The sequence below is a fragment of the Dyella sp. OK584 genome (assembly GCF_057787755.1).
On sequence record NZ_CM173542.1, the window covers coordinates 27,723 to 40,130 of the forward strand.

Sequence of the window (12,408 nt, forward strand, 5' to 3'; positions counted from 1 at the left end):
ACATGATTTGACGGAACATTCACCCCCGCCATGGCCGTTCAGGGTCATAACGAATTTCCGGCACCAAACCCCGAGGACGCATGAACGCCCACGCCGCCACCACCAGCCAGAATGCGATCAACGCCGATGCCATCGTGCAAAGCGCGCGCACCGTGATCGCCACCGAGGCGGCAGCCATCCGCGCACTTGAGCCTCGGGTCGGGCCGGAATTCGTCGAGGCCTGCCGGCTGATCATGGGCTGCGCAGGGCGCGTGGTGGTCACGGGCATGGGCAAGTCCGGCCATGTTGCCCGGAAGATCGCCGCCACACTGGCTTCCACCGGTACTCCAGCGTTCTTCGTCCACCCTGGCGAGGCCAGCCATGGTGACTTGGGGATGATCCTGCCGCAGGACGTGGTGCTGGCGTTGTCCAACTCGGGCGAAACAGACGAAGTGCTGTTCATCTTGCCGGTGATCAAGCGACAGGGCATTCCGCTGATCGCCATTACCGGCAACGCCAATTCGTCGCTGGCCGACCAGGCCGACGTCCACCTGGATGCGAGCATCGCCGCCGAGGCCTGCCCGCTGGGGCTGGCCCCCACGGCAAGCACCACGGCAGCGCTGGTGATGGGCGATGCGTTGGCCATCGCCCTGCTCGAGGCCCGTGGCTTCACCTCGGAAGATTTCGCCCGCTCACATCCGGCGGGCAGTCTGGGCCGTCGCCTGCTGCTCCACATCAGCGACGTGATGCACACCGGCGAAGGCATCCCGGCCGTGCCGCCGAACGCTTCGCTGACCCAGGCACTGATGGAAATGACCCGCAAGCACCTGGGCATGACTGCGGTGATCGATTCGAACAGGCGCCTGCTCGGCGTATTCACTGACGGCGACCTGCGCCGCGCGCTGGACGACGACGTGGACTTGCGTGGCGCCACCGTGGCTGAGTTGATGACGCGCGGCCCCAAGACCATCAGCGCGGACAAGCTGGCCATCGAGGCCGCACAGCTGATGGAGAAGCACCAGATCCATGCCCTGCTGGTGGTCAACGACGAGCAGCAAGTGGTGGGTGCTCTGAACATTCACGATCTGCTCCGCGCCCGTGTGGTGTGATTTGCGCGCTCGGCTGTTCCCTCTGACTGCGTCCACCGTCCGGCCCGCCCGGCGTTTGACGGTATCGCCCTCCCGCCCCAATGCCGACCTCGCCCATGTATCTGGCTGACATCCCCGCTGACGTACTCGCCCGTGCCGCCAAAGTCCGACTCGTCGTGTTCGACGTGGACGGCACGCTCACCGATGGCCGACTGTGGTACGGCGAAGATGGCCACGAGACCAAGGTGTTCCACGTGCACGACGGCCTGGGCCTGAAACGCCTGATGGCCAATGGCGTGCAGGTGGCCATCATCTCGGCGCGCATCAGCCATCCGGTGGCCCTGCGCGCGGAGGAGTTGGATATCGCCCATGTCTATCAGGGGCAGAGCGACAAACGCGCTTGTCTGGAGCAACTGCTGGAGGCGCTGGCTCTGACGCCCGATCAGGCGGCCTTCGTCGGCGACGACCTGCCCGACCTGCCTCCTATGCGCATCGCCGGCCTCGCGGTGGCTGTGGGTAATGCCCACCCGTGGGTGGTCGAGCAGTCGCACTGGCAAACCCGCCGCACCGGTGGCATGGGCGCTGCCCGCGAAATCTGCGACATGATCCTGCACGCCCAGGGCAAGACCGCCGCAGAGCGGGAGCGCTGGCAGTGAGCTTGCGCGCCTATCTGCGCGACCGGGGTCTCCTGGTGGCCATCGTCCTGATTGGCCTGGCCACCGGTGCGGTCCAGGTGCTGTACATGTGGCTGGCACCCACGCCGAAGGTCAGCGACTTCGTCGGCCCACCACGCTCTGGCTATACGCTCACCAATTTCAGACTGTGGTCGTATGGCGTGGATGGCCTGCCCAGCTTCAACATGGTTGCGCCGCACCTTGAGCGCCGCGAGAACGACGAATCGCTGTACATCAACACGCCCAAGTTCGAGCTGCCCTCCAGTCAGCCGGGCGCGCCGCCCTGGCTGGGCGACTCGCTGTACGCCTGGGTGGACAAGAGCGGTGCCCTGTTGAAACTGCAGGGGCCGGTGTACATGCATCGCGTTGCTTTTGCCGAAAATCCGGCGGCCCAGATACACACTTCCGACGTCACCGCCTGGCCCAAGGAGAACCGCATGGAAACGGCCGCTCCGGCGCAGATGGTGCAGGGCGACAGTACAATGAGCGGGGTTGGCATGCGTGCCAACCTCAATACCAATCACCTGGAGCTGCTCGATGAAAGCCACGGCTCGTTCCCGCCGCGCAAACGCAAGTCCTAAGCTTTCCCTCGGCCTGCTCTGCCTTGGTCTGCTCCTCCTGCAGCCGGCGCTCGCCAAGCAGGACGATCGCAGCCAGCCGATGAATTTCCAGGCGAAGTCCACCGATGCCTACAACGCACCCAACACCATCAGCACGCTGAAAGGCAGCGTGGTGCTGACCCAGGGTACGCTCAAGGTCACCGGCGACGTGGCCAAGGTGCACCTGGACGCCGACACCCAGATCGCGCGCGTGGTTGTCACCGGCAATCCGGCACACATCCAGCAGCTGGACGACAACAACAACCTGATGCAGGGCGACGCGGCGACGCTCGACTACGACAACATCAATGGCATTGCCGTGCTTACCACCAATGCCTCGGTGACGCAGCAGGGCCGCGGCGAGTTCCATGGCGACAAGCTCACCTACAACACCAATACCAGCCTGATCACCGGCGAGAGCGGTGGCGAAGGGGTGGTGCACGGCATGTTCCTGCCCAAGCCCAAGCCGGTTACACCCGCGCCGCAGCCGGCCAAGCCGGCCGAGGGCCATTGATCGATGCTGTCTGCTGAAGGTCTGCAAAAGAGTTTCAAGGCGCGCAAAGTCGTGCGCGACTTCGCCTTCTCCATCCGCGAAGGCGAAGTGGTCGGCCTGCTCGGTCCCAACGGTGCCGGCAAAACTACCTGTTTCTACATGGTGGTGGGCCTGATCGAGGCCGACGCTGGCGTCATCAAGCTGGACAAGCAGGACATCACCGGCCTGCCCATGCACCAGCGCGCCAAGCTCGGCATCGGCTATCTGCCGCAGGAGGCCTCGGTGTTTCGCCGGCTTAGCGTGGCCGACAACATCATGGCTGTGCTCGAACTGCGCGAAGGCTGGGACGAAAAGCGCCGCACCAACGAACTGGAAAGCCTGCTGGACGAGCTGAAGATCGCGCATATCGCCGACCAGAAGGGCATCAGCCTTTCCGGTGGCGAGCGTCGCCGCGTGGAAATCGCCCGCGCGCTGGCCGCCCACCCGCGCTACATGCTGCTGGACGAACCGTTCGCCGGCGTGGATCCGATCTCGGTGGGCGAGATCCAGCGCATCGTGCGCCATCTCAAGGAGCGCGGCATCGGCGTGCTCATTACCGACCACAACGTGCGCGAGACGCTGGGCATCTGCGACCGTGCTTACATCCTCAACGACGGCGAAGTGCTGTCGCGCGGCACGCCAGCGCACATTCTTGCCGACGAAAAGGTGCGCGAAGTCTACCTGGGTCGCGAATTCCGGCTGTAGTTCCGCCTGTAACAGACGGGCTACAGCGATAAACCGGAGGTAGTACGCGATTCGGCCTTTGACCTATGGCCGACCTTCCGACCACGCGTTAGGATGACTTCGAGTTCATCCGACACTTCTGGCATGAAACCCGGACTGCAGTTTCGCCTAAATCAGCAGCTAACGCTGACCCCACAGCTGCAGCAGGCTATCCGCCTCCTGCAGCTGTCTCAGCTGGAGCTGGAAGCGGAACTGCGCCAGATCGCAGAAAGCAATCCGCTGCTTGAGTTTTCCGAGGACAATCCGGAGAACGTCGAAAGCGACGATCGCGACGAGATCGAACCGCCGCCCGCCAGTACCGCCAACACCACCACGGATACCGTGGACGATGCCGAAGCTCCCGAGTGGAGTGACAGCGATGGTGGCGGCGAGGATCCGATCGATTTTTCCGGTAGCAGCGGATCTTCGCGCAACGGCAGCAATAGCGACGAAGACGGCTTCGAGCCACAGAGCGCGGCGCCGGAAACCCTGCAGGAACACCTGCTGTGGCAGCTCAACCTCACCCACATGAGCCCTCGCGATCACACCATCGCCTCGGTGCTGATCGATGCGCTCAATCCCGATGGCTACCTCACCGAAAGCGTGGAATCGCTCATCGGCGCGCTTCCGTCTGGCATCAAGGCCAGTGCCGCCGAAATGGAGCATGTGCGTCGCATGCTGCAGCGCTTCGACCCGACCGGCGTGGCCAGCCTGGACCTTCGCGACTGCCTGCACGTGCAACTCGAGCAGTTCGATCCCGAACTGCCGCAGCGCGAGCTGGCAATGCGTATCGTCGACGGCGAACTGGAATTGCTGGCCCGCAACGACATCGCCCGCCTCGCACGCAAACTGCGCGCCAGCGAGGACGATACCGCCGCGGCCGCCGTACTCATCCGCAGCCTCGACCCGCGCCCCGGCGCGGCGCTGGATGTGACGCCCGTCGAATACGTAGCGCCCGACGTCTACGCGCGCAAGGATGTCGGACGTTGGCGCGTTAGCCTCAACCCAGACTGCCAGCCGCGGCTCGGGCTTAATCAGCATTACTGCGGTTTGATCGCCCAGGCGCGCGGAACCGACGCCAGCTGGATGCGCGGCCAGCTGCAGGAAGCGCGCTGGTTGATCAAGAGCCTTGAATCGCGTGCGGAAACGCTGCTCAAGGTGGCCGAGGCCATCGTGCGCCGGCAGAGCGCCTTCCTCGATTACGGCCCCGAAGCCATGCACCCGCTGGTGCTGCGTGAGGTGGCCGAGGAAGTTGGCATGCACGAGTCCACCATTTCCCGCGTGACCACGCGCAAATACATCCATACGCCGCGCGGCACGTTCGAACTCAAGCATTTCTTCTCCAGCGGCGTGTCCACCGAAGACGGTGGCAGCGCCTCGGCTACTGCCATCCAGGCCATGCTGCGCAAGCTGGTGGATGCCGAGGACTCACGCAAGCCGCTGTCCGACCAGGCCATCGCGGAGGAATTGCATCGCAAGGGCATTCAGGTTGCCCGACGCACCGTGGCCAAATACCGCGAAGCCTTGCGCATTCCCAGCTCCAGCGAGCGTCAGCGCGCTAGCTGATGGTGTCCGTGACAAACCGCCTCCGGGAACTTGGCGGCGAAAAAGCCGTCTCCATTATCTGGAGTGAGTGCATCCGCAGGGAAAGCTGTCATGTCCACGGCGTGAAGACTTTCATAACGCGAACCTGACGACAGAGGTGCATAGTGACTATCCCGACTTGGTGAGGAGGCAGGAAAACCTATCGGAACAATCCCGGGCTTTTGAAGATGTGTCGGCCACGACATAAGCGACCGGCGCATCGCATCCAGCCGCGCCAGCGGCGAGTACCAGAGGAGGCGCAACATGCAAGTTCAGCTCAGCGGTCAGCAGATTGAACTCACCCAGGCTCTTCGAGATCACGTGAATAGCCGGCTCGACCGCCTCACCCGCCTCGATGAAAAAATCCTCAGCCTCAGCATCGTGCTTTCGGTCAACAAGCTGCAGCAGCGCGCCGAAGGGACACTCAACGTGTCCGGCTCCTCCCTGCATGCCGAGGCCCTCGAGAGCGACATGTACGTCTCCATCGACGTTCTGTTCGACAAGCTGGTGACCCAGCTGCGCAAACACCGCGAGAAGATCTGCGACAAGCACCAGCGCGCCGTGCGCGAAGAGCGTCAATACGGCTAGGCTGCTGCCCCGGCCCGCCCCCATCCGGGGCGGGCCGTATCCCCCAAAGCCTCCATCCAAGGCGCCGGCCAGTGCGAACTGGCACAATGTCGATGTAGCCGCCCGGGGCCATGCGGGCCACATCCTGCGGCGCAAAGGAAATGGTTTGGACCGGCTGACCGCCCGACAACTCTACGATGGTGTCCACGAGCGCATGGCGCTGCGCTGGGTTTCCGGTATGCGCGGCGAGTCACGCGTGCTCGAACAGGCCGCAACCACCACGCGCCGCCCGTCGTTGATCGGCTATCTCAACGTCATCTACCCCAACAAGATCCAGATCATCGGTACCGAGGAGCTGAACTTCCTCGACAGCCTGGATTCGCGCCAGCGCTGGGAAGTGATCAACAAGATCGCCGCCTATCAGCCGGTGGCCATCATCGTGACCAAGGATCAGGCCATCCCCACCGACCTGCGCGAGGTGGCGGAGGAAACCAACACGCCATTGTGGATCAGCTCCAAGCGCGGCCACGAGCTGCTGACCTGGATGCAGTACTACCTGGCGCGGATGCTCGCACCCAAAATCACACTGCACGGTGTGTTTCTGGAGGTGTTCTCCATCGGCGTGCTGATCACCGGTGAATCCGGCTCAGGCAAGAGCGAGTTGGCGCTCGAACTGATCAGCCGCGGCCACCGATTGGTCGCCGACGACGCCACCGAATTCACCTTGATCGCACCGGACGTGATCGACGGAACCTGCCCGGAACTATTGCAGGACTTGCTGGAAGTGCGCGGCCTGGGCGTGCTCAATGTGCGCGAGATGTTTGGCCACACGGCAGTCAAGCCGTCCAAATACCTTCGCCTGGTAGTGCATCTGAAGCCGCTGCGCGAGGGCGAGGACACCGATGGGCTGACCCGCCTCACCGGCGACATCGGCCATCGTGAGATCTTCGAAGTGCAGGTGCCGATGATCACCATTCCCGTGGCGCCCGGCCGCAACCTCGCCGTGCTGGTGGAAGCGGCAGTGCGCAACCATGTACTCAAGAGCAAGGGCATTGATCCGGCCCAAACCTTCATCGATCGCCAGGCGCATCAGATGCGCCGGCTGCCTCCGTGGTGAACCATGAGTGAGACGACACCCGCCGATACCATCCGACACCCTGACGCCATCCACCTGATCGTGCTTACTGGCATGTCCGGTGGCGGCAAAACCGTGGCCCTGCGGGCGCTGGAGGATCTGGAGTTCTACTGCGTCGACAACCTGCCCACCGCGCTGCTGCCGCAATTGGTGGCTGCGGTGAGTCGCGACACGGCGGGCAAGCGCCGCAACGTGGCCGTCGGCGTGGACGTGCGCAATCCCGGCGAGGATCTGCAGCGCATGCCAGCCATGTTGTCCGAGTTGGCAGCGGCGGGTGTGCATGCGCACCTGATCTTCATCGACTGCCGCGACGACGTGCTGATCAAGCGCTATTCGGAAACGCGTCGCCGCCATCCCCTGTCGGCTCGCAGGGTGTCGCTGGCCGATGCGATTGCCGAGGAACGCCGCTTGCTGCGCCCGCTTTCGGCGATCGCCGACAAGGTGATCGACTCAAGCGACATGAATGTGCATCAGCTGCGCCGCCTCATCGCTACCGGCTATGCCGAGGCCACCGAAGGGCTGACCCTGATGTTCCAGTCGTTCGCGTTCCGCCGCGGCCTGCCGCTGGACGCCGACTTCGTGTTCGACGCGCGCTGCCTGCCCAATCCGCACTGGGAACCCAAGCTGCGCCCGCTTTCGGGCAAGGATGCGCTGGTGCGCGACTATCTGGACGAGCAACCGATAGTCACCGAGTACTTCAACGATACTGCGCGCTGGCTGGATACCTGGCTGCCGCGCTTCGAAGCAGACGACCGCAGTTACGTGACTATTTCCATCGGCTGCACCGGCGGCCGCCATCGTTCGGTCTACCTGGTGGAAAAACTGGCGGCCCATTACCGCGCGCTACGTAGCGGCGTGCTCACCTTCCATCGAGAACTCGAGTGATTGCCATGCTGTCCATGAGAACGAACCGGACTGGCACGCCGTCATGAGCGTCGGTGTGCTGTTGATGACGCACGAGGCGGTCGGCCAGGCGCTGATTTCGGCCGCCCATCATGTGCTGCCCAAGTTGCCGTTGCGCGTGGAGGCGACGGAAGTGCCTCCACATGCGGACCCGGACGTGATGCGCACGCTCACAGCCAAACATGCGCGAGAGCTCGACCAGGGCGACGGCGTGCTGGTGCTTGCTGATCTTTACGGCGCTACGCCCTGCAACATCGGGCTGTCGCTGGGCGCGCTGGGAGTGCGTTTGCGCTGCGTGTCGGGACTCAATCTCCCGATGCTGCTGCGCGTGCTCAACTATTCGGAAAAACCTTTGGACGAACTGGCGGAAATCGCCGCCAGCGGTGGACGCGGGGGAATCTTCATCGATCATGCTTGAACAAGAAGTCGTGGTTTCCAACAAACTAGGCCTGCATGCCCGTGCCTCAGCCAAGCTGGTGCAACTGGTACAGGGTTTCAAATCCACAGTGTGGCTGGTGAGCAAGGGGCGTGAAGTCAACGCGCAAAGCATCATGGGCGTCATGATGCTGGCCGCTGGCATCGGTACACCGCTGATCGTCCGTGCAGAAGGCCCGGACGAGCAGTCCGCCATCAACGCCGTGGTGGCGCTGTTCGATCGCAAGTTCGACGAAGGAGCCTGAGTGGGAAAAGTCTTCGCCCACGCACCTCATCTTGAGGCCGTATTCACGGCCCGGTGGGCTGCGTCGTGCGATCTTTCCATGAAGGTATTCGGTGCGCTGGCCGGATGCCTGCACCCACTGCGACCCGAGTCGTCGCCCCACCAGGGAAGGTATGCATGAGACAGATACTGGCAGGCACCACGGCAGCGAAAGGCATGGCCCTTGGCCGTGCACGCCTGGTGCAGCCCAGCCGCTATCTGGTCGATACCCGTCCGCTCAATGAAGACGAGGTGGATGTCGAGTTGGCACGACTGCATCGCGCACTGGAAACAGCCAGGCAGGAACTGCGCGAACTGCGTGGCAAACTGCATGGCGCGCTGGCGCGTGAGGTCAACGAGTTCATTGACGCGCACAGCCTGCTGCTGGACGACCCCGAATTGTTGCGCGGCCTGGACGACCTGGTGCGCATTGGCCACTACCGTCCCGGCGCCGCGCTGAAGAAACAGCGCGATCGCCTCGCCGCGGTGTTCGAGGCCATGGATGATCCCTACCTGCGCTCGCGCAAGGAGGACGTGGATCAGGTCATCGGCCGGGTGATTTCCGCGCTGCAACGCCAGACCAGTCGCGAGGAACGCAAGCTCGCCGCGCGTGTGGGTGAGATCCTGATTGCCGACACCATCGCGCCCGCCGACATGGCGCACCTTGCGGGTGCCGGTTTGCTCGGCGTGGTCGCCAGCTCGGGCAGTGCCTATTCGCACAGCGCGATCCTGGCGCGCAGTCTGGACCTACCCATGCTGGTAGGCGCGCGCGATGCGCTGTCGACCATCCATGACGACGACTTGATCCTGCTCGATGCAGAGCGCGGTGAGGCCGTGGTGCATCCCACTGCGCAGGATCTGGCGCGCTACCGCGCCTGGCAGCGCGAAGCGGCGCAAGAAGGTCGGCGACTGGCCACGCTGGCCAACGCACCTACGCGCACCATCGACGGCGTCGATATCCGCCTGCTGGCCAACGCCGAAATGCCGGCCGATATCGCCATGGCGCGCCTGCGCGGCGCCGACGGCGTGGGCCTGTACCGCACCGAATTCCTGTTCCTGCGCCAAAAGGGCCTGCCCACCGAGGACGAGCAGTTCATCGCCTACCGCGACCTGGTGCTCGGCATGGGCGGCCTGCCGGTCACCATCCGCACGCTGGACCTTGGCGCCGACAAGGCCGACGCTGCTGGCCTGGTGCTGCGCGGTGAGGACAACCCCGCGTTGGGTGTGCGTGGCGTGCGCTTGTCGCTGCGTTACCCGGCGGTATTCAGCACGCAGATCCGCGCCATTCTGCGCGCCGCCTGCTACGGGCCGGTGCGCGTGCTGGTGCCCATGGTGACGCAGCCAGACGAGCTGATCGCCGTACGCACGCTGTTCAAGCTGGCACGGCAGGAGTTGAAGCGCGAGAACATCGACCTGCCGGAAAAGCTGGCGCTGGGTGCGATGGTCGAAGTGCCCGCCGCGGCCATCAATGTGCGTGCGCTACTGGATCACGCCGATTTCCTGGCCATCGGCACGAATGACCTTGCGCAATACGTGCTGGCGGCCGATCGCGGCAACGATGCGCTGGACAATATCTACAACCCGCTGCAGCCCGCGCTGCTGCGGCTGGTCTCCTACGTGATTGCGGAAGGCCGCCGCGCAAAGAAGCCCGTGAGTTTGTGTGGCGAGATCGGTGGCGACACCAACTTCACCGCCCTGCTACTCGCATTGGGCCTGTGCGAATTCAGCATGCATCCCAGCCAACTGCTGCATGTCCGCGACCGTATCGCCACGCTCGATCACTCCCTGCTTCGAGCGCATGCGTCGCGCATCCTGCGCGCACGCACGCATGAGGAAGCCGAGGCGTTGCTGGCCACCGTCGCCGGCTGACCCAAGCAACCTGCCGGAGCGCAGCGTCAGCCCCGGCGCCCTTCGGTACCCGCCAGGAATGCCTCGATCAGTGCGCCGCGATAGCGCTGTCGATGAAGTAGCAGCGACAGTTTGCGCTGCAGGTCGAGGAACGGGGTCTTGAGAACCTTCAGACGCCCGGCCGCGACCGCATCGATCACCGCCACTTCGGGCATGCATGCAATGCCCAGACCGGCAATGACGGCCTGCTTGATTGCCTCGGCCTGATCCAGCTCCAGCACCGTCTCGCCCGGCGGCAGACTGGATAGCGCACGTTCGCTCAGACTGCGCGTGGCCGAACCCGGTTCGCGCAGAACCCAGCGCGCACCGGCGAAATCGTCCGGTTGCAGGCGACGCTTGCGCGCCAGCGGATGATCCGGCGGCGCGCACACCACCAGTGCGTCATCACGCCAGGGACGCACCTCTAGGGACGGATGAGCCACCGGCCCTTCCACGCAGCCCAGTTCCAGCGCGTGATCGAGCATGGCGGCGACGATCTCCGCGGTATTGGAAACCCGCAAGCGTACCGATACGTGAGGATGCTCACGAACGAAATCCCCGAGCAGCTCTCCCACGCGGTAATTGCCCACTGTGTTGCTGGCACCTACGCGCAATTCGCCGCCGAGTTCATGCGTGTCGCCACTGCCGACACGTCCGAATTCGGCATAACGCTCCAGCAACTCCTGCGCCAAGGGCAACAATTCCCGGCCGCGCGTGTTGAGCCTCAGCCTGCCCCGTTCGCGAGCGAACACCGGGGCGTCCAGCTGCCGCTCCATTTCGGCGAGCGCCATGCTCGCGGCGGGTTGGGTGAGATGCAGCACCTCTGCGGCGGCCCGCACGCTGCCCAGGCGGGCGATCTGCACGAACACCTCGAGCTGGCGTGGGCTGATATTGATCATCAGCAGATCTTATTACATGAATCAATAATTCAAAATTTTATTGATTATCTGGGAGGCGGACAATTTCGCCATCGCAGGAGATCGTCTTGAACGCCACCACCAGCACCGTTATCGCCACGCCCAGTGTCTACCAGCGCCTCCCCGGCTTGCTGCTGTCGGTGGTCATCGCCCTTCTCGCATGGGGGCTGGGCCGGGTCGCGCCGCTGATCGGGGGGCCTGTGTTCGGCATCGTGCTCGGCATATTGGTGCGCAACACCGTATCGCCAAGCGGCACCTACACACCCGGCATCCAGTTCGCCGGCAAGCAGGTGTTGCAATGGTCGATCATCGCGCTGGGCTTTGGCCTCAGCCTCAACCAGGTGGCCAAGACCGGCATGGAATCACTGTCAGTGACTCTCGTCACCATGACGGTCGCCTTCCTCACCGCGTGGCTGCTGGGCCGTGCATTGAAGGTGCACGACAAGCTGAAGATCCTGATTGGCGTGGGTACCGCTATCTGTGGTGGTTCGGCGATTGCGGCGGTCACGCCGATCATCAAGCCCGACGAGCACGACACCGCGTTTGCGATATCCACCATCTTCCTGTTCAACCTGGTGGCAGTGCTGCTATTCCCGTTGCTCGGCCATGCGCTGCATCTGTCGGACCTGGGTTTTGGTCTGTGGGCTGGCACCGCGATCAACGACACATCGTCGGTGGTGGCAGCGGGCTACAGCTTCAGCAAGGAGGCCGGTGACTACGCGACCATCGTGAAGCTCACGCGAGCCACGCTGATCATTCCGATCTGCCTGGTGCTGGCCCTCGTCACCGCGTGGAAGCAGAAGAAGCAGGGCGCCAGCGATTTCAGCCTGCGCCGCATCTTTCCCTGGTTCATCCTGTGGTTCCTGGTGGCTTCGGCGGTGCGCACGGCGGGCCTGGTGCCGGCAGCCATCCAGCCAGCGCTGCACTTCGCGGCAGAATTCCTGATCATCGTGGCGCTCACCGCCATCGGCCTTTCGGCCAACCTGCGCAAGATGGCCTCCACCGGTGCACGACCGATCCTGCTGGGACTGGGCGTATGGGCAGCGGTATCGGTGAGCAGCTTGCTGGTGCAGGTGGCAATCGGGCAGCTGTAAGCAGCTCGATCGATTACTCTTCAAGCGAA

14 protein-coding genes are annotated in these 12,408 nt (G+C 63.9%); 13 read left to right on the top strand and 1 reads right to left on the bottom strand.

Going from position 1 to position 12,408, the window contains the following annotated elements; genetic code table 11:
- The first annotated feature begins 80 nt into the window (after positions 1–80).
- From AC3CBN_RS00155 to ptsP, 12 genes are all read left to right on the top strand, one after another.
- Complete coding sequence (locus AC3CBN_RS00155) at positions 81–1,088, top strand: KpsF/GutQ family sugar-phosphate isomerase (RefSeq protein WP_488634812.1); 1,008 nt, start codon at positions 81–83, stop codon at positions 1,086–1,088.
- An 80-nt stretch (positions 1,089–1,168) separates the two neighbouring features.
- Complete coding sequence (locus AC3CBN_RS00160) at positions 1,169–1,723, top strand: KdsC family phosphatase (RefSeq protein WP_488634813.1); 555 nt, start codon at positions 1,169–1,171, stop codon at positions 1,721–1,723.
- A complete protein-coding gene (gene lptC / locus AC3CBN_RS00165) occupies positions 1,720–2,322 on the top strand; it encodes an LPS export ABC transporter periplasmic protein LptC (RefSeq protein ID WP_488634814.1) in 603 nt (200 codons plus the stop codon). Before AC3CBN_RS00160 ends, lptC begins: the two co-directional genes overlap by 4 nt.
- A complete protein-coding gene (gene lptA / locus AC3CBN_RS00170) occupies positions 2,279–2,854 on the top strand; it encodes a lipopolysaccharide transport periplasmic protein LptA (RefSeq protein ID WP_488634815.1) in 576 nt (191 codons plus the stop codon). Before lptC ends, lptA begins: the two co-directional genes overlap by 44 nt.
- A 3-nt stretch (positions 2,855–2,857) precedes the next feature.
- A complete protein-coding gene (gene lptB / locus AC3CBN_RS00175; RefSeq protein WP_488634816.1) occupies positions 2,858–3,577 on the top strand; it encodes an LPS export ABC transporter ATP-binding protein in 720 nt (239 codons plus the stop codon).
- Between the two features lie 123 nt (positions 3,578–3,700).
- A complete protein-coding gene (locus AC3CBN_RS00180) occupies positions 3,701–5,161 on the top strand; it encodes an RNA polymerase factor sigma-54 (protein ID WP_488634817.1) in 1,461 nt (486 codons plus the stop codon).
- A 282-nt stretch (positions 5,162–5,443) separates the two neighbouring features.
- Positions 5,444–5,767: a ribosome hibernation-promoting factor, HPF/YfiA family gene (hpf, locus tag AC3CBN_RS00185; protein ID WP_488634818.1), complete on the top strand. Its 324-nt coding sequence runs from the start codon at positions 5,444–5,446 to the stop codon at positions 5,765–5,767.
- A gap of 193 nt (positions 5,768–5,960) precedes the next feature.
- Positions 5,961–6,863 (top strand): HPr(Ser) kinase/phosphatase, encoded by a 903-nt coding sequence (gene hprK / locus AC3CBN_RS00190; RefSeq protein WP_488636781.1) that lies wholly within the window; start codon positions 5,961–5,963, stop codon positions 6,861–6,863.
- Between the two features lie 3 nt (positions 6,864–6,866).
- Complete coding sequence (rapZ, locus tag AC3CBN_RS00195) at positions 6,867–7,766, top strand: RNase adapter RapZ (RefSeq protein ID WP_488634819.1); 900 nt, start codon at positions 6,867–6,869, stop codon at positions 7,764–7,766.
- Between the two features lie 43 nt (positions 7,767–7,809).
- A complete protein-coding gene (locus AC3CBN_RS00200; protein WP_488634820.1) occupies positions 7,810–8,202 on the top strand; it encodes a PTS sugar transporter subunit IIA in 393 nt (130 codons plus the stop codon).
- Positions 8,195–8,464: an HPr family phosphocarrier protein gene (locus AC3CBN_RS00205; protein ID WP_488634821.1), complete on the top strand. Its 270-nt coding sequence runs from the start codon at positions 8,195–8,197 to the stop codon at positions 8,462–8,464. The genes AC3CBN_RS00200 and AC3CBN_RS00205 overlap by 8 nt, the downstream gene beginning before the upstream one ends.
- A gap of 155 nt (positions 8,465–8,619) precedes the next feature.
- Positions 8,620–10,350, top strand: a complete 1,731-nt coding sequence (gene ptsP, locus AC3CBN_RS00210) for a phosphoenolpyruvate--protein phosphotransferase (RefSeq protein WP_488634822.1) — start codon at positions 8,620–8,622, stop codon at positions 10,348–10,350.
- Between the two features lie 26 nt (positions 10,351–10,376).
- Here the strand turns inward: ptsP and AC3CBN_RS00215 are convergent, their stop codons facing one another.
- Positions 10,377–11,267: a LysR family transcriptional regulator gene (locus tag AC3CBN_RS00215; RefSeq protein ID WP_488634823.1), complete on the bottom strand. Its 891-nt coding sequence runs from the start codon at positions 11,265–11,267 to the stop codon at positions 10,377–10,379.
- 86 nt (positions 11,268–11,353) lie between these two features.
- Here AC3CBN_RS00215 and AC3CBN_RS00220 point away from each other — a divergent pair, with 86 nt between their 5' ends.
- Positions 11,354–12,379 (top strand): YeiH family protein, encoded by a 1,026-nt coding sequence (locus AC3CBN_RS00220; RefSeq protein ID WP_488634824.1) that lies wholly within the window; start codon positions 11,354–11,356, stop codon positions 12,377–12,379.
- The last annotated feature ends 29 nt before the right edge of the window (positions 12,380–12,408 follow it).